Raw genomic sequence first — 19,137 nt, forward strand, 5'->3', positions numbered from 1 at the left:
CGGGCGCCGGAAGACGGGCCTGCGCCCCGGGCACCCGCATTCCGCCGAACGCCAGTACCCTCGTGTCCTCGCCGCCGTCCACGCAGACGCCGTGAGCGAGCCCCGGCAGGACCGCTCGGCAGCCGGAGGAACGCGGGGCTGCGGACGGCGGCCCCGCCACCAGGGGCAGTGCGCAAGGGACGGAATCAGGTGGACCACGACCACGACGCCACGGGCATACCCGGCGAGACCCAGCAGACCCCCCCGGCGCCCGCCGCCGACCCCCCAACCAAACGCGTCACCCCCCGCCCCCCGCGCACGCCCCCGGCGGCCAAGCGTCCGCCCAACCCCGCGAAGCCCCCGGCCGACGCGGTGGCCAACCCGGCAGCGGCTCCCGGGACCGCGCCCGGCGCGGCGGACGCGCCGCCCCAGGTCAGCCCGGGCACGGCCGCCCCGACGGCTACGGCCAACGCTGCGGCCACGCCGCCCGCGCCGGAGCCGAGCACGAGCGCCCCGGCCGGTACGGCCCCCGCGGCAAGCACGCCTACGACCAAGTCCGCGCCCAAGGAGCCCGCCGACGCGGGCAAGGCCGCCGCCGATACCGCCAACCCGGCGGACACGCCTACGAAGCAGCCCGCAACCGCCGCCGAGGTGTCGGCGCCACCGCCGGCCGACGCGAGCACGGCCGCCCCGGCCGGAACGGCCAAGGCTGCGGGCAGGCGTACGGGCGAGGCGCCCGCGAAGCCCCCGGCCGAGGCAGTGGCCAACCCCGCAGCGGATCCCGGGACCGCGCCCGGCGCGGCAGAGGCCAAGAAGGCCTCACCGGCCGGTACGGCCAAGCGCAAGTCCGCGGGGAGCGCGCCCGTCCCGGCCGGCGCGGCCACACCCGACGCGCCGCCGGCCGACGACGTCCGGGGCAAGGCCACCGCCCCGGCCGGTACGGCCAAGGCTGCGGGCAGGCGTACGAACAAGGCCGCGGCGAAGGCGCCCGCGGCCGACGCGAGCAAGGCCGCCCCGTCGGGTACGCGCGCGAAGCAGTCCGCGCCCACCCCGCCCGCGACGCCACCGGCCGACGCGGCGAAGGCGTCCGCCACCGCTGCCGAGGCAGCGGCGACGCCACCGGCGGACGCGGTGGCCGACCCCGCAGCGGCTCCCGAGTCCGCGCCCGGCGCGGTGGACGTGGCGCCCCCGGCCGACGGGAAGGCCGGCCCGAAGAAGGCCAGACCGGCCGGTACGGCCAAGCGCACAGCCGCGCGTACAGGCAAGACCGCCGCCACCGGCACCCGGCCCGCCGCGAAGGCGGCCGCGCCCGCGGCCGGGACCGCAAGCGCAAGCTCGGCCACCGCGGCCAACGCGTCCGCAACGCCCGCCGCGACGGCGCCCCCGGTCGCCGCCGCAAGCCCGGCCACCGCCACCCCCGCCGTCGAAAGCGCGCCGCCAGGCGGGTGGCGGCTTGGCGGGTATGTCGAGGAAGGGGAAGCCGGGGAGGACAGTGCCGGGCATGTGGTGGTGCGGGCGCGGCATCAGGTGTCGGGGACGCCGGTCGTGATCACGTATCTGCCCGCCGCGGAGGCCGCGGACTTCCGGGAGGCCGCGGAGGGGCTCAGCGGCCTCGAATCGCCCTACGTGGCACGGCTGTACGCGTATGTCGAGGACGGGCCGCACGCGGCGGTCATCCGGCAGGCGGTGGACGGGGTCGCCCTGGACGTGCTGCTGGCAGGTGGCGGGGCGAGGCCGGGGGCCGAGGCGTCGCTGACCGTGTTGAAGGGCTCGCTGCTGGGGCTGGCGGCGGCCGAGGAGGCCGGGCTGCGGGACGCCGGGTACGTACCGTCGAAGGTCCTGGTGTCCGCCGGGGGCGGCGTCAGGCTCGCGGACCTCGGGGTCGCGGCGGGCGGCGCGGAGGCGACGGGGGTGCAGGCGGCGACCGCCGCCTTCTCGGCGTGCCTGGCCGGCGGCGCCGAGCCGCACCCGGACGTCCAGGCCCTGGTCGCCCGCGGCTTGACCGCGGACGGTGCGCAACCCGCCCCGGGCGCCCGGGACTTCGCGGCCGAGGTGGAGTCCGTGGCCGTGGCGGCGTACGGCGAGGAGTGGGAGGCGCGCGGGCAGTACGAACTGGCCGCGCTGGTCGCCCCGTTGCTGGCGCGGTCGGCCGCCGAGCCGCTGCTCGTGGCCGTACCGCCCACCGAGTCGGCGCTGCCCTTCACCTTCGTCCCCGACGACGCACCCGGGGAGGGCGGCGGCCTTCGCCGCCGCACCAAGGTGCTGCTGCTCGCCGTCGCGGCAGCGGTCGTCGCGGGTGCGCTGACGGTCGCCGCGGTGGCGACCGGCACCAGCAACGACGCCGCCGCGACGGTGACGACGACCCCGTCGGCGACCGCGACGACCACCTCGGCCCCTGCCGCGGCCCCGGCCACGACGGCGCCCGCGCCGACCACGACCGCACCGCCGACGACCCCCGCGACCACCCCTGCGACGAAGCGGCCCAAGCCGCGGCCTACCAAGGCCCCGACTACCAGGCCGCCGGTGCCGACGAAGCCCGCGGCGCCGGCCGGTCCGCATGTGACGGCCGTCACCGCCACGCTCACCTGCGTGCCCGGCGGCAACATCGCGCGAGCGGTCGTGCGGGTGGAGTACGACGGCGCCGCGGGCGGCACCCTGCACCTGGTGTGGTGGCGCAACGTGCTGCCGACCCAGACGGGTGCCGCGCTCATGGACCCGCAGACAGTGAAGTTGCCGAAGGGTGCGACGAGTTACGTCTTCACGTCGAACTTCACCTACCGCGACGGCGGGCACCGCCCGTTCATCGGCGTGACGGCGTCCACCGACCCCGCCGCCGCGACCGGGTCCAGCAGCCAGTCCGTCCGCTGCCGCTGAACCACCCCCGCTGCCCGGGGGCCGGACCAGGCCACCCGGGCAGCGGAGCCGCACGTGCGGAATGAGATGATCCGCCGATGACCAGCGCAAACAGCGCGACCAGCGCACCCGGCGCACAAAGCGCACAGAACGCGCAGAGCGCGCAGCGCGTCGAGTGGATGCTGCGCCCCGCGGCCGCAGCCGACGTCGAGCCGATAGCCGAGCTGCGTGCCCTCGTCATGCGCCCCGACCTGGTGCGGCTAGGCCGCTACGACGAGCACCGCGTACGGCAGCGCTTCCGGGACGCCTTCGACGCGCGGCACACCTGCGTCGTCACGGTCGGCGGCGACCTGGCCGGCTGCCTGACCGTCCGCCCGGTGGACACCGGCCTGTGGCTTGAGCACTTCTACCTCGCCCCGCACGTGCAGGGCCGCGGCCTGGGCTCTGCGGTGCTGCGCTCGGTGCTGGCCCGCGCGGACGCGGAGGGTGCGGCGGTGGGCCTGGTCGTCCTGCAGGGCAGCCCTGCCCGCCGCCTGTACGAGCGGCACGGCTTCGTCATGGCCGCCGAGGACCCGGTCGACGTCACCATGACCCGCCCGGTGGCCCGTACCGCGACCGCCACGGCGGCCCCGAACGCGTGACGCCCCGCCCCCAGGAGGGGAGGCGGGGCGCCCGGTCGGAGAAGACCGTTCAGGGCGGACAGCCGGTCAGCAGGACAGGTTGCTGCCCGTGGGCACGCCCAGGATCGCGGTGAAGCTCTGGTACGCGTTGATGCGCGACTGCACCTGCGCGGGGTTCCCCCCGTTGCACTCGATGCTTCCGTTGATGCTGCGGATGGTCTCGCCGAAGCCGGCGCCGTTGACCATGGCGTTGTGCGGGGTCATGGTGCCGGGTCCGGTCTGGGTGTTCCAGTACCACAGGCCGGTCTTCCAGGAGATGGCCGGATCGGTCTCGACCAGGCCCGGGTTGTCGAGCAGGTCGACGCCCAACGAGTCGCCTGCCGCCTTGTAGTTGAAGTTCCAGCTCAGCTGGATGGGGCCGCGCCCGTAGTACGAGTAGGTGCCGGCGGGGCAGCCGTAGGGCTCGGCGGCGCAGTAGTTGCCGGACTTGTCGATCTCGGTGATGTAGACGAGGCCGCCGGTCTCGTGGCTGACGTTGGCGAGGAAGGCCGCGGCCTCCTGCTTCTTGACCGTGTCGCTGCCGGTGGTGGCGAAGCCCGGGTACGCGCTGAGCGCCGCGGTCAGGCCGCTGTAGGTGTAGAAGGAGTTCCGGCTCGGGAACATCTGGTTGAACTGCGCTTCGCTGACCACGAATCCGCCTGGCGGCGGGGTGCCCCCGCCGGTGGTGCCGCCGGAGCCTGAGCAGCTGTACGGGCTCCAGTACCACGTGCTGATGGTCGGGTCGTAGCCCGGGTTGTCGTGCGTGGCGATGTAGTTGAGGCCGTTGGTGTAGCGCACGATGTCGCCGGTGACGTACGAGTGGCCCGCCGCCCATGCCGGGTAGCTGCAGGTGGAGCCGCCGGTCGTACCGCCGGTGCCGCCGGTGCAGCTGCCCTGGTCGGCCCAGACGTCGGCGGCGCCGGGCGTCTCGCCCTGCGTCCACCACTTCGCCGACCAGTTGTGGTTGTTGTAGGAGGCGGTCATGCCGCCGGTGTAGACGGAGGACGAGTTCCACGCGGAGGCGCAGGTCGCCGCGGAGGCGGGCGACGACATGGGCACGAGGATCGCCAGGCCGACGATGGCCGCGAGTGCGGCCAGGAACGCGATGAGACGTTGTCTCGACACGTGACCACTCCTTATGGGGGTTGAGTGGGGTCCTGGCACACTCCAGCGCATTGGTCTGGACCTGTCAAGGTCCAGACCAATGCTCCTTCCTGCGGGCGGCCGGCGCCCGCCGCCCCGGGGCGCGCGGGCCTTGCGGGGTGCGTGGGGCGCGCGACGTGCGGGCGTCGTGGATGGTGAGCGTGAAGAGGGCCGCGACCAGGGCCATCACCGCGAGCACGAGATAGACCGTCCGGTAGGCGGACGGCGGCGCGGTGTGCGCGCCCGCCGGGGTGTCGGCGATGAGCAGGGTGGCGACCAGCGCGGGCGCCAGGGCCATCGAGAACTGGCTGATCACGCTGTTGAGGGTCGAGGCCTGCCCCATGTCCTCCTTGGGGATGGTACTGACCGACGCGACCGTGACCGGCATGAAGACCGCACCCATGCCCAGCCCCAGCAGGAACATGTAGATCCGGAAGGCCCACGGCCCCGTACCCGCCTCCACCGTGGTCATCACGGCCAGCACGACGGCCACGCAGAAAAGGCCCGCGGCCATGATCCGCCGCGGCCCCACCCTGTCGTAGACGCGGGCCACCAGCTGCACGGTCAGCAGGACGCCGACGGCCTCGGTGAAGGTGCTGCTGCCGGAGGCGAAGGCGCTGCCGCCCTGCGCCTCCTGGATGAACAGCGGCGCCGCGTACATCGCGCCCATGAACGGCACGAAGCCGAGCAGCACGACGATCTTGGTGTCGCGGAAGAGCGCGTCCCTGAACAGCCGCAGCCGCAGGATCGGTGCGGCGGTGCGCAGTTCGACCAGCACCGTGGCCGCCACCAGCGCGGCACCCGCGGCCAGCGAGCCGGTGATCACCGGGGACGACCAGCCCTGCCGGGCGCCCTCGCAGACGCCGTACATCAGCAGCGACATCGCCGCCCCCGACAGCAGCAGCCCGGGTATGTCGAAGCGGCCGGGCTCGCCGTGCCGCGGGTTGTCGAGGAAGAACAGGCCGAAGAGCAGCGCCGCCACGCCGAAGGGCAGGTTGACGTAGAAGACCCACCGCCAGGACAGCCCGTCCACCAGGGTGCCGCCGAGCATGGGCGCGATGGACGGCGCGATCTGCTGCGGGAGGGTCATGATCCGCGAGGCCCGTACGCGCTCGGCCGGGGTGAAGGTGCGGAAGAGCATCGCGCCGGCGACCGGGGTGAGCAGGCCGCCGGCGAGGCCCTGCAGGCCGCGGCAGACCACGAGTTGGCCGAGGCTGCCGGCCGTTCCGCACAGCGCGGAGGCGGCGGTGAACAGGCCCATCGCGGTGAGCAGCACCGGCTTGGCGCCGAACCGGTCGCCGAGCCAGCCGGAGACGGGGATGCTGATGCCCACGCACACCGGGTAGACGACGACCACGCTGTCGCTGCCGGCCGCCGACACGCCGAAACTGCGGGCAATGGAGGGCAGCGCGACCGTGGTGATGGAACCGTCCATCACCACGAGGAAGAACGTGGCGACGAACATGACGGGTACGACCAGGCGCTGGTCGAGGCGACGGCCGGGCATGGGCCTCCTGTCGGCGGCGGATATGCTGAGTCTACTCACTATGAGTCGGCACATGAAGACGGGCAGCGGCACAATCAGCGGCAGAACCGACGGCGGCAAGGGCAGTCGCGGACGACGGCAGAAGAAGGAGCGTGGCGGGACCCAGTGGTGGACACCCGGAGCAGCGACGTACTGGTCGACGACCTCTTCAGGACCACGGTGCGGCTGCGCACCTACGTCGACGGGCAGCTGAGCGGCCACGGCCTGTCCGTACCGCGGCTGCGCCTGCTGCGGGCGCTGGCCAACACCCCCGCCGACGAGCCGCTGCGGATGCGCGACCTGGGCGAGGCGCTCAACGTCGCGGCCCGCACCGTCACGTCGCTGGTCGACGCGCTGGAACGGGAGGGCATGGTCGAGCGGGTACGCCACCCCACCGACCGCAGGGCGTACCTGCTGGCCCTCACCCCGCTCGGCCGCTCCACCCACGCCAAGGCCGAGGAGATCGACCGGGCCGCGCTGGCGCGGGCCACCCGCGGACTGTCCGGCAAGCAGCGCACCCTCCTGCTCGACCTGCTCGCGGTGCTGCGCGAGTCCGTCCCCGACGCCCCGCCGAGCCCCACCGAGGGCTGAGCCCCGGCTGTCTGACGGCCGCCCCACGGCCGATCCGCTGCCGATCTGAGTACGGCGACTCATGCCCCGGGCCGCACCCCGCCGGGTAGCGTGGGGGCGAGGATCACCTGAAGTGACGCGTGATCGGGGAGGGGTGGGGGCCGTGACCTTCGAAGCGGAATGGGCCGGGATCAAACAGGAGGTGGCCGGCGGGCCGGTGCTGACGCTGGCGCACGCCGACGCAGCCGCTGACGGCGGGGGCGGCGGGGGCACTCCCGACGCCACGGGCGGCGACGCGGGCATGGCCTCCGACATCGCCGCGTGGAAGGCCGCCGCCAAGGGCGTCGGCACGCTGGCGGACAACCTGTCCAAGGCCGGCACCAAGCTCTACGAGGCCCAGCAGGCCATGGACACCAGCCTGCAGTTCTCCGACTGCACCTTCGAAACCCTCACCGCCCAGGCCGAGTTGCACCCCACCTGGAGCGGCTACGTCAACAGCCTGCTGACCCGGTGCGGGGCGCTGCAGAAGCAGCTGGAGGCGGCGGGCGCGACCCTGTGCGTCAGCGACGACGTGGTCAAGGCCGAGTTCGACAAGCTCGACGACCCCTACAAGGACACCCCTGCCGTCGGCGGCCGGAACCAGGCGGGCTGACCTGTGGACGTACCCGCTCTGAAGTTCCTCAAGACCGCCCAGTTCGAGGGCCTCGCCGACGGCTACCGCGCGCTCAGCGACATGGCCGACCAGGGCAAGGGCGACATCGAGAACGGCATCAGCGCGAAGATGCGCGTCGCCGGGCTCGCCGGCGTCGGCGCGGACGCCGCGCACCGCCAACTCAGCGAGGTCGCCGAGAACTTCCACTACATACAGGTCGAGTGCGGCCTGGTCAGCACCGCCTTGCGGGCCTTCGTCTCCGACATCACGCCGGCCAAGGCGAAGTTCGACGCGGCCGTCGCGGACGCGGCGGCCCACAAGTTCACCGTCGGCGACGACGGCTCGGTCACCTATCCCGAGGGCGGCGAGGACAAGGGCAAGCCCGTCCACGGCGGTACGGTCACCGGCGCCGCCGACGCCTCGGTCCGCGCGATCGACCACCAGGCCGCCCACTTCGACCCCAACCCCCACCACGCCGTGGCCCAGGACATCGCCGACCGCATATCCGACGCCCTGCGCGAGGCCACCGCGGCCGACGACAAGTGGGCGCCGCAGCTGCGCAAGCTCATGGCCGACGACGACCTGACCGTCTCCGCGGCGGACTGGGCCGACGCCCAGAAGGACATGGCCGGCGTCGACAAGGACGCCGCCTCCTACCTCAGCCACCTCAAACCGCCGCCCAAGCACGGCACCCCGCAGGACAACGCGGACTGGTGGAAGGGCCTGTCCCCGCAGGACCAGGCCGACTACATCGCCGCCTACCCCGACCGCATCGGCGCCCTCGACGGCCTGCCCGCGACCGTACGCGACGAGGCCAACCGCACGGTCCTCGCCGAGACCCGCGGCAACTACCAGACGCAGCTGGACTCGATCCCGCCGCCGCCCAAGCAGGTCTGGGCGGACATCGCCGACCCCTCGGGCCGCGGGGTCCACACCCCCGAGTGGACGGTGTGGAACGCGATGTACGGCGACAAGTACCGCGACATGAGCCACATCCGCGGCCGGGTCAAGGGCATGGACGCCATCCAGGCCCGCTTCGACGCCACCGGCACCGACGGCCTGCCCGAGGCGTACCTGCTGGGCTTCGACCCCGAGGGCAAGGGCGACGGCAAGGTCATCCTGGCCAACGGCAACCCCGACACCGCGGACCACACGGCCATCTACGTGCCCGGCACGACGTCGAAGCTCGACAAGATCGGCGGCGACATCAACCGGGGGGTGAACCTGTGGCAGGCCAGCAACCTGGAGGACTCCCACTCCAAGATCTCGACCATCACGTGGTTCGACTACAACGCCCCCGACAACATCCCGGCGGCCACCAGTGACTCGTACGCCCACGCCGGTGCGCCCGAGCTGCGCAACTTCCTCGACGGCAACGCGGCGGCCCACCAGGCGGCCACCGGAAGCCACGCGCACACGACGCTCATCGGCCACAGCTACGGCAGCACGCTGATCGGTGACACCGCCAAGTACGACCCCGACAACGACTTCCGCACGGCCGACCCGCTGCCCGTCGACGACGTGATCGCGGTGGGCAGCCCGGGCATGCAGGCCAAGCACCCCGGCGACCTCGGCCTCGATCCGACGCACATGTGGGCGGAGGGCGGCGGCGGCCTCGACCACGTCGTCCGCGACGGTGGCCGCTTCATGGGCCTGGGCGGCGGCGGGAACATCCCGACCGACCCGGCGTTCGGCGGCAACGTGATGGCGTCGGACGCCCACAACCACAGTGCGTACTGGAACATGGACAACGGCAAGCCGTCGGTCAGCCTGAAGAACCAGGCCGAGGTCGTCGTCGGCCGGTACGACAACGTGAAGCTGACACACCAGTCGCCGTACGGAGCACCGAGGTAGTGGGGAAATGAACGACGTGTCCGACCGTCTCGGCTACCAGCCACGAGTCCTTCCCGCCCGGGAGGTGAAGGCGCAGGTCGCCGAACTGTCCAGCGCCGTGCTCGACATGGTGCAGGTCAAGGGAAGGGTGTCCGAGGGCGGCCCCATGGAACTGCCCTGGGACCAGGGCGAGGACCCCGACGAGTTCCACAACGTCACGCACCTGTGGTCGCTGTACGGCGTGGAGGAGTCGGCTCTGGAAGACGGAATGGCCGCACTCGCCCGGCGGCTGCCGGAGAACGGCTGGCACGTGGTGCGCAACGGCCCCGACTCCAGCCGGAACCGCAACCAGGAGATCCTGGCCACCCACCTGGCGACACACGTCCAGCTCGAAGCGACCTTCGAGCGGAATGCGGACGTCGGGGATCCGCTGATCTCCTTCTCCGTCTACTCCCGCTTCTTCGTCTCGGCACAGGAGCCCGGGCAGTGACGCGGCTCGCCGCCGCCTGGCGGGCCGCCGCGGTCGCTGGTGGGCTCGCCCTGGCCGCGGGATGCGGGGGCAGCGGCACGCCCGAGCGCGACGCGGCGACCGTCAGGAGCGAGGTCATGACGCAGTCCGCAGCTGTCATGAACGCCGCCCACGTGACCGGACAGCAGGTGGGCGCCTTCCCGCCGCGGAGCACCCCGACCGACCTGTCGTGCGACGACGGCGACGACGACAGCCCGGACCGCGTGCTGTCCCAGATGTGGAGCGTGCACTCGAAGGACAACACCGCCTTGGGCAAGGGCATGGCCAACCTGGCCGCGCGCCTGCCCGGGCAGGGCTGGAAGATCGTCAGGAACGGCCCGGACTCCAGCATGAGCAAGAACCAGGAGATCCTGGCCACCCACCTGGCGACGAAGATCCAGATGGATGTGACCTGGGAGAAGAACCTCAAGTACGGCGACCCGCTGATCCAGTTCGCCGTCTCCTCGCCCTGCTTCCGCACCAAGTAACCCCCGCCGGGGCGACTCGCCCGCACCTCAGGGCCGTCTGTCGAACCGGGCGGCGACCGCCTGCTCCAGCGTGAGACCGCTCGCGTCGTCGTCGGGTTCGAGGAAGGCGTGGATCACCGCGAGCGCCACCGTGCCCATGAGGGAGCTGCGGTGGGCGTGGTCCACGACTCCCGCGGCGGGGTCGCCGATGGCCCGCAGGGTCATGCCGTCGGTGGCCGCGGACAGGGCGTTCGCCAGGTCGTCCAGGGTGAGGCCCCTGCGCAGTTGCAGGTGCCGCTCGCGTAACACCGTCGCGTACAGCTTCTTCCACGAGCCGAGGTAGTCCTCGTAGACCGTGGAGATGATCCGGGTCACCTCCTCGTCGCCCTCGGCGGCGGTCATCAGGGCGAGGCCGAGCCGCACCGACGGAAGTCCGAGGCCTTCTGCCGTGTGCTGGTAGGCGATGTCGTGCACGGCCCGTACGAAGTCCGTGCCGTGGACCAACCGCCTTACGTTGGCGGCGCGTTGTTCGCGGAATTCCGGGCGGTAGTTCTCCCGCCAGACCGCGAAGGTGATCAGGTCGGTCACGAAGTCCGAGTGCGGGCTCCAGCGGTCCCGCAGCATCGAGACACCGTTGCCGTACCGGGTGAAGGGCGCGGGGTTGCGGGCGAACTCCTCGGCGACCCGGCGCTGCGAGAGCGAACCCAGCAGCAGGCGCTCGCTGTTGACGCGCTGCCGGACCCCCGGGCCGAGGTGGCGTTCGAGCAGCCGCATGCCGGCCGCGAGCAGGGCCGCCGTGACGCGGTCGTTGGCGAGCCGGTCGCGCCCCCAGCGGGTGCGGCGGTTGAGGTTGCGCAGGACCCCCGACAGGTCCAGGTCGTAGGGGAAGGGCAGCTCCCGTTTCGCCCGGGGGCCGCTCGGTGCGTCCATGTCGTCCATGGGCCGGATGCTCCCTGATCCCCCGGTCGGCCACCAGGGGCGCAGCTGCGCGGAGTTGGGGCGCCGGGGGCGGTTCCGCGCGGCTGCGGGGAAGCCGTGCCGCCGCCCCGCGCGCTACACCGGAGTTCTCCCCGGTTTCAGAAAGGTGACCGACGATGCTCACCCTCACCATGGGCGCCACCGTGTGGGTCCTGGCCTCCGCCGCCGTCAGCGGCGCCGTGGTCCGGCTGATCCTCGGCGTGCTCGCCGTCCACGCGGCCCGATCCGCGCTCCGCCCGTCCGACCCCGTCCAGTCCGCGCAGCGCCTGGCGGTGCTGCGCGCGGTGCTCAAAGGGGTGCGGTCGCGGGGACGTTGACGTCAGGCCGGTGTGGAGGACTTGGGGAAGGCGGCGCGCAGGGCGGGGCCGCGGGTGAGGAAGGCGACGCGGACGACGGGCAGCATGCAGACGGTCTGCGCGGCGGCGTACCACAGCGGGCAGATGCCCGGGATCAGGTCGACGCCGATGATCGCGACCGGCATGACCGCGGTGAGGGTGCTGACGCGGTCGAAGGCCCGGCGCGCGCCGCGGGAGGCGGCGGCGGTCATCCGGTGCAGGAGGAGGGCGACGACGGGCAGCAGGACCGCCCGCACCCACATGAAGGTGTTCACCGTCTGTCCGGCGCCGGCCAGTGCGGCGACCGCGACGAGGGCGGCGCAGGCGAGGGCGCCGTAGAGGGTGATGCCGCTCTTGGCCGCGGCGAGGGCTTCCCGGGCGCCGGGGCTGCGGCGGAGGGCCGGCGCGGCGGTGCTGTTCTGCGTGCCGTCCGGGGTGCTGCCCGGGGTGCTGTGCGGGGTGCTGTCCGGCGTGCTGTGCGGTGTGGTGTCCATGCCGACGACGCTACGAAGCGCCCCGCCGCCGGGGTATCCGTCTGGACCCACACCTGGGTGGGGCTGGCCCCACTCCCGGGCTGACCAGGCCCGCAGCGCGCCCCGGGCGGTGCACAGTGGAGGCATGGAGACGGCAGGCGGAGGAATCGTGGGACAGCGGGGTTCGTGGCCGGTGCGCGCCGGCGTGGGGTTCGTACGGGCGTGCGCCGTCGCCGCCGTCAGCATGCTGGTGCCCGCGGTGTGGGCCGCCGCGGTGGCGCTGGGGATCTGGTGGGGTGCGGCCAACCCGTGGTCGTGGCTGGCGCCGGTCCTGCTGGTGTGCCTGGGCACCGCGGCCCTGGCCCGCCCGGTGTGCCGGGCGGTCCGCTTCCTGGTCGCCCGGTGGACGTCCACCGTCATCCCGGGCGGATACCGGCAGGCCCCGCCGGTGACGCAGCTGTCGACCGGTTACTGGTGGAACGGCTTCGGCTACGAGCGCTCCCGCCGCGACGCCCTCATGGACCAGCAGTGGCGGCTGCGGGTGACCGACCCGGCCAACCGGCGCGACGTGCGCTTCGCCGCGATCGTGCCGTTCGCCGCGGGCCTGCCCGCCTGCGTACCGCCCGCCGGGGTGGCGCTGGCGGCCCTGGGGCTGAGCCGGCAGGACACCGCCTGGCGTGTCGCCGGGGCGCTCGGCCTGCTCGTGGCGGTCGCCGCGGCCCCGTACGCCTGGCGCTGCGTCGTGCCCGCGGCCGTACGCTTCCTGCGCCCGTCGCCCGCGATGGCGCTCGCCGACCGGGTGGACGAGCTGACCGCCCAGCGTGCGGACGCCACGGTCGCGCAGGCCGCCGAGATCCGCCGCATCGAACGCGACCTGCACGACGGGGCGCAGGCCCGCCTCGTGCTGCTCGGCCTGTCGCTGGCGACCGCGGAGAAGCTCATGGAGACCGACCCGGAGCAGGCCAGGGCGCTGATGCGGGAGGCGCGGGCCGGCGCGACCGCCTCGCTGGCCGAGCTGCGCGAACTGGTCAGGGGCATCAACCCGCCCGTGCTGAACGACCGCGGCCTGGTCGACGCGCTCCGCGCCCTCGCCCTGGACAGCCCGCTCGAAGCGGTCGTCACCGCGGACGCCCCGCTCCGCCTGGAGCCGCCGGTCGAGTCCGCCCTCTACTTCGCCGTCGCCGAGCTGCTCACCAACGCGGCCAAGCACGCGCACGCGGACCGGGCGCGCATCTCGGTGGCCGCCGGCTCCGCGGGCGTCACCGTCGAGGTCGAGGACGACGGGCGCGGCGGTGCCGCGGTGCGGGCGGGCGGCGGGCTCGACGGGCTGCGCCGGCGGCTCGCCGTCTTCGACGGCACGCTGGAGATCAGCAGCCCCGCGGGCGGCCCGACGCGGGTGAGGATGATGGTGCCATGCGAATCGTCGTAGCCGAAGACCTCTACCTCCTGCGCGACGGAATGGTCCGCCTCATCGAAGCGTGCGGGCACGAGGTGGTGGCGACGGCGGCCACAGGACCCGAGACGCTCGACGCCCTGCTGCGGTGGCGGCCCGACGCCGCCGTGGTCGACGTCCGCATGCCGCCGACCCAGACGGACGAGGGCCTGCGCGCCGCCCTCGCCGCCCGCCGCGAGGTGCCGGGGCTGCCCGTCCTGATCCTGTCGCAGTACGTCGAGCAGCTGTACGCACGGGAGTTGCTGGCCGACGGCACGGGCGGCGTCGGCTACTTCCTCAAGGAGAGCGTCTTCGACGCCGACCAGTTCATCGACGCCCTGGAGCGCGTCGCCGGCGGCGGCACCGCCATGGACCCGGCCGTCATCGCCAAGCTCCTCTCCAGCGGCTCCTCCAGCCGGCGCCTGGACGCCCTGACGGAACGCGAGCACTCCGTACTGGCCCTCATGGCCGAGGGGTTGTCCAACCAGGCCATCGGCCGGCGGCTCTTCCTCAGCGACAGCGCCATCGGCAAGTACACGACCTCGCTCTTCGGCAAGCTCGGCATCACCGACGACGACAACGGCAACCGGCGGGTGCTCGCCGTCCTCGCCTACCTCAACAACCCCTGAACGGCGAGTGGTTCGGCCGACGCCGACCATGTCGCGCCGACGCCGACCATGTGCGGCCGGCGCCGGCCTCTCCGGTGCGGATGTCCTCAGCGCCGGGCCGCCGCCAGGGCCGCCTTGATGTCGTCCACCGACGCCGGGACGGGCGGCTGTGCCGTGAAGTCGGCGACCGACTGGTCCGCGTACGGGCTTCCGTAGGCGGGCGTGTCCGGCTGGTAGCGCCAGCCCTCGGCGAGCGGCCCGGCGTCCACGACGTCGAAGCCGAGCACGTCGAGCAGCTCGGTGGCGCGCGCCTTCGCGCCGGCGTCGTCGCCGGCGATGGGCAGGGCGGCGCGGTCGCCGCCGGCACCCGCGGGCCGCGGCAGGGCGCCCAGGTGCTTGAAGTAGATGTTGTTGAAGACCTTCACCACGGACGCGCCCTCCAGGTGGCGCTGCAGCCACCCGCTGTGCGTGGTCTCGCCGCTGTCCAGCTCCGCGATGTGCCCGTCGCGCTGCACGTAGTAGTTGCCGGTGTCGAGCACGGTCTTCCCGACCAGCGCCTCGCGCGGCATCAGCGGATACGCCTTGACCGGCACGCTCACCACGACCCAGTCACCCGCGTACGCCGCCTCCTGCGCCGTCCCGGCCCTGGCCCGCGGCCCCAGCTCCGCCACGAGCCCCGCGAGGCTCTGCGGCCCCCGCGAGTTGCTGAGCACCACGTCCAGCCCCGCATCCACCGCGACGCGCGCCAGAGTGCCGCCGATCTGTCCACTGCCGATGAGTCCCAAGGTGGCCATACGGTCGCCAACGCCGACCGCACCCGGAATGTTCCGCCCCACTTCCCCGCAGGTGGCGGAAGCGGAAGCGGGGGCCGCCGGTTCCGCGGCCGGCGAGCCAGTAGGGTGCGCGGGGTGAACAGCCCTTCTCCTCTTCCCCGCACCTTCCGGCTCATCGTCACGGGCGGCGGCACCGGCGGCCACACGTACCCGGCACTGACGGCGGTCCGCACCCTCCAGGCCCGGCTGGCGGCCGCCGGCGGCACGCTCGACGTGCTGTGGATCGGCACCCCCGACGGCCTGGAGGCGCGGGTCGCCCCGGCCGAGGGCATCGCCTTCACCACCGTCGCCACCGGAAAGATCCGCCGCTCGGCGAACCCGCTGAAGATGGTGTCACCGGCGAACGTCCGCGACATGGCGCGCGTGCCGCTCGGCGTCGCGCAGGCCCGCAAGGTCGTGTCGGACTTCCGCCCCGACGTCGTCCTGGCGACCGGCGGTTACGTGGCCGTCCCCGCGGGCCTGGCCGCCCGCATGTGCCGCCGCCCGCTCGTCCTGCACGAGCAGACCGTGCGGCTGGGCCTGGCCAACCGCAAACTCGCCGGTTCCGCCACGCGGATCGCGGTCTCCTCCGAGTCCTCGCTGCCGCTGCTGCCCGAGTCCGTACGCGGCATCGCCGTGGTCACCGGTAACCCGATCCGCCCCGAAGTGCTCACCGGCCACCCGGCGAAGGCCGTCGAGGCGCTGGGCCTGTACGGTTTCGACGCGCGCCTGCCGACGGTGTACGTCACCGGCGGCGCCCAGGGCTCCCAGCAGATCAACGACGTCGTACGCGACACGCTCCCGTGGCTGCTGGAGCGGGCCAACGTCGTCCACCAGTGCGGCCCGGCCCACGCCGAGGCGCTGCGGCGCCACGCCGCCGCCCTGCCACCGGAGTTGGCGAACCGCTACTACCCGACGGGCTTCGTCGGACCGGAACTGCCCGACGTCCTCGCGCTCGCCGACGTCGTCATCTCCCGCAGCGGCGCCGGTACGCTCGCCGAGCTGACCGCCCTGGGCAAGCCCGCGGTCTTCATCCCGCTCGCCACCTCGGCCGGCAACGAACAGGCCCACAACGCACGCCACTTGGAGCAGTCCGGTGCCGCCGTCGCCCTGACCGGCGAGGTCACGCCGACGGCCCTCCGCGACGCGGCTTCGCCGCTGCTGACCGACCCGGCCCGCCGGGCCGCGATGGCCCAGCGCGCCAGGTCGCACGGCCGCCCGGACGCCGCGGACCGGCTCGTCGACGTCATCCTGTCCGCGGCTTCGTCCGGCTGACGGTCCGGCTGACGGTCCGGCTGACGGGCCGGCTTTCGGTCAGACGGTGCGGCGGCGGCGGTGCCGTACGACCAGCAGGACGCCGCCCAGGAGGAATGCGGCGCCTCCGACGCCGAGCAGTGGGGCGCCGGAGGTGCCGGTGGCGGCCAGCCGGTCGCCGTTCCCGTCACCGGCTGCGGGGGCCGTCGCGATCGGGGAAGGCTGGTTGCCCGCAGGAGAGTCGGGCGACGAGCCGGACGTCGGCGTGGCGCTCGGGCTGCCCGACGGGGAGCCGCCCTGCACGGCCACGGTGATCGCGGCGCTGTTGTTGGCCGGGTTCGGGTCGATGTCCCCCTTGGGCCGTACGGTGATCGTGCCCGTCGCGCCCGCCACCTTGCGGTCGATGCGCACGCGCAGCACCGTGCCGAAGCCGTCGGGGCCGAAGCCGCACGTGGCCTTGGTGCCCCCGTCGGCGGGTACGCAGTACACCGCCTCGGTCTCCTCGTCGCGCCCGAGCGGCAGCGCCGTCGTACCCGGCGGCATCGTCACCTCCAGCGGGCCCTCGACCATGCTCCGGTCGAAGCCGCCCTTCGGCGTCGTCGGGTAGGGGACGTTGACGTCCACCGTCCTGCCGATCTTCCCGGTGATGGTGAACGCCGTTGCGGCGAGGTCCACATGGGTGCCGCCGGGCGGCAGGAAGGTCAACTCCGTGGAGCCGCCCGCGACCAGCGCGGACCCGTCGATCGCGGTGAGCCCGAGCGGCCCGCCGGTGCCGCGCGGGGCGTCTGCGGGCAACGCCCCTGCCAGGTCGGGCGGATTCCCCGTCGGCCACACCGCGTACGTGACGGTCACGCCGGACGACGCGTCCGGCGGGGCGAAGGAGAAGGCGCCGTCGGTGCGGAAGGCGTCGCCCGGCGCCAGCGCCCGGTCGAAGGTGCACTCGGCGACGGTCGGCGCATCCGCCCGGTTGTAACGGCAGTTGGAGTAGCGCGCGGTCGTCCCGGCGGCGCTGCTGACCTGCAAGGTGATGCCCTGCGTGACGGCGATGTCCCCCCGGTTGCCGAACGCCGGCGACACCTGCACGCTGCCCCCGGTCAACTCCTGTGACGTCACCGGGTCGGTGGTCAAGCGCGGGCTGCCGACGACGACTTGGGTCGTCCGGGTGACGGTCGCGGCGTTCGACGCCGTGACGGTGAGCCCGATCGTGCCGGCCACGCCCACGGAAGTGCCCTCCAGGGCCGTGAGCTTGAAGGGCGAAAGCTCCGTCCGCTGGTAGAAGTCCCCCAGCGGGCACCGTACGACCCCCTGGTCCTCGGTGCACGACGGCCCGCCCGAGGTGAGCTGTACCCCGACCTTGCCCGCCAGCGAGGACAGGTCGAACACCGCCTCGACGTCGGTCAGATCGGTCTCGTCACCGCTGCCGTCGACCCCGCCGGACGCCAGCGCGAGCAGATACGGCTCCGCGTACCCCGAGTCGCCGTGCCGCGGCACGAACACCGACTGCGGCAACGCCATGACCCGCACCGACACCGGGCTCGCGGCCACAGCCCGCCCCCCGCCCCCTGCCGACCCGAGCACCACCAGCGCGAGCGCCGCCACCACCCCGCCGACCCTGCCGAACCCTCTCATCGATCCGCCCTCCCCCTCGCCCCGGTCCTCCCGGGTCTTCTCGGACAAGACAGCCGACGACCGGATTTGGTTGTCCCCCACCCGGCGGAACAGCGGGCACCCGGCGGAACAACGGGGCGGTGCGGCCCCGGCGCGGCGGGTTCAGGTGGTGAGGTCCCGTCCCCGGGGCGGTGCCGTCGAGGCGCGTACCACCAGTTCGGTGGCGAGTTCGACGTGGTGGGACTCGACCTTGTCGCCGTTCACCAGCCGCAGGGCGGTACGCAGGGCGGCACCGCCCATCTCCCTCAGCGGCTGGCGCACGGTGGTCAGTGGCGGTGACGCCATCCGGGCGAGGTCCGTGTCGTCGAAACCGACCACGCTCAGGTCTTCGGGGACGCGCAGGCCCCGGGCGCGGGCGGCCTCGATGACACCGAGGGCGATCTCGTCGTTGCCCGTGAAGATCGCCGTCGGTGGCTCCGCCAGGTCCAGCAGCAGCGACGCGCCGAGCAGGCCGGTCTCGTACGTGAACTCCCCTGGCCGGACATACGCCTCGGGTACACGCGCTCCTTCCGCCTCCATGGCGGCGCGATAGCCGTGCATGCGTGCCTGGTTGCACACGGCCATGGCCGGTCCGCCGAGATAGGCGACACGGCGGTGGCCGAGGGAGAGCAGGTGCCGGGTCGCGGCCAGGCCACCGGAGAAGTTGGTCGCCCCGACGCTGTGGACCCGGCTGTCCGGCAGGTGCAGCGGGTCCAGCACGACCAGCGGCAGCCCGGCCCTGGCCAGCTCCTTCAGGTGCGCGGCGGTGTACACGCTGGTGACCACGATGAGGGCGCGGCGCCCGGCTGAGACCAGATCCCGTGCCCAGTTCGGGCCGCGGGACGCCTTGCTGATCACCACCGAGGCTCCTGACTCGGCGGCGGAGTCGATGATGCCCTCCAGGGTCTGGGCCACGTACGACTTGACGCAGCCCTGGAACTGAACCTCGATGATCGGGCTTTCCAGGGCGTCGGTGTGGCGGAACACGGGTGCCAGGTAGTCGTGCTGGTACAGCAGTTCCTGCACTCGGGCGCGGGTCTGTGCGGCCACGTCACCGCGGCCGTTGACCACTTTGGACACGGTGGCGACGGAGACCCCGGCTACTTGGGCGATGTCAGCCAAAGTGGCGCGCCTGGCGTTCGGTGGCATCGGTTCCTCTCAGCTGCATGTCCACCGGTGTGGTCAGCCGTCGACCATGGCCGGTCACTCGGGTGGGCCCGCTCAACGGTACGGCAACGCGGCAGGGAGCGCGGAGACGGGAGTCGCCCCCGCGGCCAATACCCACTCCACCGCGCCCCGATCTTCGATATTTCGAAAATATTTCGATCCCTGCCGGGTCTCGCAACCGTTGCACTGGCCTGACCTCACGGAGAAGTGACGGGCTCTCAGCGATGCGCTTGCACATCTCT

Annotated in this window: 18 protein-coding genes; 11 read left to right on the forward strand and 7 right to left on the reverse strand. The window is 73.3% G+C overall.

The annotated features are described in order from the left end of the window. The first annotated feature begins 189 nt into the window (after positions 1-189). Together JT723_RS03800 and JT723_RS03805 are read left to right on the forward strand one after the other, a co-directional pair. Positions 190-2,853, forward strand: a complete 2,664-nt coding sequence (locus JT723_RS03800) for a hypothetical protein (RefSeq protein ID WP_205042934.1) — start codon at positions 190-192, stop codon at positions 2,851-2,853. 158 nt (positions 2,854-3,011) lie between these two features. Further along, positions 3,012-3,473, forward strand: a complete 462-nt coding sequence (locus tag JT723_RS03805; RefSeq protein ID WP_240165083.1) for a GNAT family N-acetyltransferase — start codon at positions 3,012-3,014, stop codon at positions 3,471-3,473. 66 nt (positions 3,474-3,539) lie between these two features. Here JT723_RS03805 and JT723_RS03810 read toward each other — a convergent pair whose 3' ends face one another. Further along, a complete protein-coding gene (locus JT723_RS03810; protein WP_372441218.1) occupies positions 3,540-4,667 on the reverse strand; it encodes a glycoside hydrolase family 19 protein in 1,128 nt (375 codons plus the stop codon). A 13-nt stretch (positions 4,668-4,680) separates the two neighbouring features. After that, the gene (locus JT723_RS03815; RefSeq protein ID WP_205042936.1) at positions 4,681-6,141 is read right to left on the reverse strand and encodes a DHA2 family efflux MFS transporter permease subunit; all 1,461 of its coding nucleotides are present in this window, start codon (positions 6,139-6,141) and stop codon (positions 4,681-4,683) included. Positions 6,142-6,285: 144 nt separating this feature from the next. Here JT723_RS03815 and JT723_RS03820 point away from each other — a divergent pair, with 144 nt between their 5' ends. The 5 genes from JT723_RS03820 (at position 6,286) to JT723_RS03840 (ending at position 10,210) form a co-directional block, all read left to right on the forward strand. Continuing rightward, positions 6,286-6,750 carry a MarR family winged helix-turn-helix transcriptional regulator gene (locus JT723_RS03820; protein ID WP_205042937.1) on the forward strand — a complete coding sequence of 155 codons (465 nt, stop codon included), beginning with the start codon at positions 6,286-6,288 and terminating at the stop codon, positions 6,748-6,750. 142 nt (positions 6,751-6,892) lie between these two features. Continuing rightward, entirely contained in the window at positions 6,893-7,381 is a 489-nt protein-coding gene (locus JT723_RS03825) for a hypothetical protein (RefSeq protein WP_205042938.1), read from the forward strand. A gap of 3 nt (positions 7,382-7,384) precedes the next feature. Then, a complete protein-coding gene (locus tag JT723_RS03830) occupies positions 7,385-9,235 on the forward strand; it encodes an alpha/beta hydrolase (protein WP_251513043.1) in 1,851 nt (616 codons plus the stop codon). Between the two features lie 7 nt (positions 9,236-9,242). Beyond that, on the forward strand, positions 9,243-9,704 hold the full coding sequence (locus tag JT723_RS03835) for a hypothetical protein (protein ID WP_205042939.1): 462 nt from the start codon (positions 9,243-9,245) through the stop codon (positions 9,702-9,704). Next, complete coding sequence (locus JT723_RS03840) at positions 9,701-10,210, forward strand: hypothetical protein (protein ID WP_205042940.1); 510 nt, start codon at positions 9,701-9,703, stop codon at positions 10,208-10,210. The genes JT723_RS03835 and JT723_RS03840 overlap by 4 nt, the downstream gene beginning before the upstream one ends. A gap of 27 nt (positions 10,211-10,237) precedes the next feature. Here JT723_RS03840 and JT723_RS03845 read toward each other — a convergent pair whose 3' ends face one another. Continuing rightward, a complete protein-coding gene (locus tag JT723_RS03845) occupies positions 10,238-11,128 on the reverse strand; it encodes a hypothetical protein (protein ID WP_205042941.1) in 891 nt (296 codons plus the stop codon). A 155-nt stretch (positions 11,129-11,283) separates the two neighbouring features. Between JT723_RS03845 and JT723_RS03850 the strand changes: the two genes are divergently transcribed. Further along, complete coding sequence (locus JT723_RS03850) at positions 11,284-11,484, forward strand: hypothetical protein (RefSeq protein ID WP_205042942.1); 201 nt, start codon at positions 11,284-11,286, stop codon at positions 11,482-11,484. A 2-nt stretch (positions 11,485-11,486) separates the two neighbouring features. Here the strand turns inward: JT723_RS03850 and JT723_RS03855 are convergent, their stop codons facing one another. Then, positions 11,487-11,996, reverse strand: coding sequence for a hypothetical protein (locus JT723_RS03855; protein ID WP_240165036.1), 510 nt, complete (start codon positions 11,994-11,996; stop codon positions 11,487-11,489). A 124-nt stretch (positions 11,997-12,120) separates the two neighbouring features. Between JT723_RS03855 and JT723_RS03860 the strand changes: the two genes are divergently transcribed. Both JT723_RS03860 and JT723_RS03865 read left to right on the forward strand, forming a co-directional pair. Continuing rightward, positions 12,121-13,404, forward strand: coding sequence for a sensor histidine kinase (locus JT723_RS03860; protein ID WP_205042943.1), 1,284 nt, complete (start codon positions 12,121-12,123; stop codon positions 13,402-13,404). Then, positions 13,389-14,036: a response regulator transcription factor gene (locus JT723_RS03865; protein WP_205042944.1), complete on the forward strand. Its 648-nt coding sequence runs from the start codon at positions 13,389-13,391 to the stop codon at positions 14,034-14,036. Before JT723_RS03860 ends, JT723_RS03865 begins: the two co-directional genes overlap by 16 nt. Before the next feature lie 86 nt (positions 14,037-14,122). Here the strand turns inward: JT723_RS03865 and JT723_RS03870 are convergent, their stop codons facing one another. Then, entirely contained in the window at positions 14,123-14,809 is a 687-nt protein-coding gene (locus JT723_RS03870) for an NADPH-dependent F420 reductase (protein ID WP_205042945.1), read from the reverse strand. Positions 14,810-14,923: 114 nt separating this feature from the next. On the opposite strand from JT723_RS03870, the gene JT723_RS03875 reads away from it, so the two are divergent. Further along, positions 14,924-16,102 (forward strand): UDP-N-acetylglucosamine--N-acetylmuramyl-(pentapeptide) pyrophosphoryl-undecaprenol N-acetylglucosamine transferase, encoded by a 1,179-nt coding sequence (locus JT723_RS03875; RefSeq protein ID WP_205042946.1) that lies wholly within the window; start codon positions 14,924-14,926, stop codon positions 16,100-16,102. A gap of 39 nt (positions 16,103-16,141) precedes the next feature. Here the strand turns inward: JT723_RS03875 and JT723_RS03880 are convergent, their stop codons facing one another. Beyond that, a complete protein-coding gene (locus JT723_RS03880; RefSeq protein WP_205042947.1) occupies positions 16,142-17,710 on the reverse strand; it encodes an LPXTG cell wall anchor domain-containing protein in 1,569 nt (522 codons plus the stop codon). A gap of 141 nt (positions 17,711-17,851) precedes the next feature. Beyond that, complete coding sequence (locus JT723_RS03885; RefSeq protein ID WP_205042948.1) at positions 17,852-18,877, reverse strand: LacI family DNA-binding transcriptional regulator; 1,026 nt, start codon at positions 18,875-18,877, stop codon at positions 17,852-17,854. Positions 18,878-19,137 lie beyond the last annotated feature (260 nt).

The organism is Actinacidiphila bryophytorum (genome assembly GCF_016916835.1).
Classification (GTDB): domain Bacteria; phylum Actinomycetota; class Actinomycetes; order Streptomycetales; family Streptomycetaceae; genus Actinacidiphila; species Actinacidiphila bryophytorum.

Excerpts from the sequence above, each read along its gene's own strand:
- JT723_RS03845 (WP_205042941.1), bottom strand. The coding sequence starts at position 11,128 with ATGGACGACATGGACGCACCGAGCGGCCCCCGGGCGAAACGGGAGCTG.
- JT723_RS03880 (WP_205042947.1), bottom strand. The coding sequence starts at position 17,710 with ATGAGAGGGTTCGGCAGGGTCGGCGGGGTGGTGGCGGCGCTCGCGCTG.
- JT723_RS03865 (WP_205042944.1), top strand. The coding sequence starts at position 13,389 with ATGCGAATCGTCGTAGCCGAAGACCTCTACCTCCTGCGCGACGGAATG.
- JT723_RS03860 (WP_205042943.1), top strand. The coding sequence starts at position 12,121 with ATGGAGACGGCAGGCGGAGGAATCGTGGGACAGCGGGGTTCGTGGCCG.
- JT723_RS03805 (WP_240165083.1), top strand. The coding sequence starts at position 3,012 with ATGCTGCGCCCCGCGGCCGCAGCCGACGTCGAGCCGATAGCCGAGCTG.
- JT723_RS03810 (WP_372441218.1), bottom strand. The coding sequence starts at position 4,667 with ATGCGCTGGAGTGTGCCAGGACCCCACTCAACCCCCATAAGGAGTGGT.
- JT723_RS03850 (WP_205042942.1), top strand. The coding sequence starts at position 11,284 with ATGCTCACCCTCACCATGGGCGCCACCGTGTGGGTCCTGGCCTCCGCC.
- JT723_RS03835 (WP_205042939.1), top strand. The coding sequence starts at position 9,243 with ATGAACGACGTGTCCGACCGTCTCGGCTACCAGCCACGAGTCCTTCCC.
- JT723_RS03885 (WP_205042948.1), bottom strand. The coding sequence starts at position 18,877 with ATGCCACCGAACGCCAGGCGCGCCACTTTGGCTGACATCGCCCAAGTA.
- JT723_RS03870 (WP_205042945.1), bottom strand. The coding sequence starts at position 14,809 with ATGGCCACCTTGGGACTCATCGGCAGTGGACAGATCGGCGGCACTCTG.
- JT723_RS03815 (WP_205042936.1), bottom strand. The coding sequence starts at position 6,141 with ATGCCCGGCCGTCGCCTCGACCAGCGCCTGGTCGTACCCGTCATGTTC.
- JT723_RS03855 (WP_240165036.1), bottom strand. The coding sequence starts at position 11,996 with ATGGACACCACACCGCACAGCACGCCGGACAGCACCCCGCACAGCACC.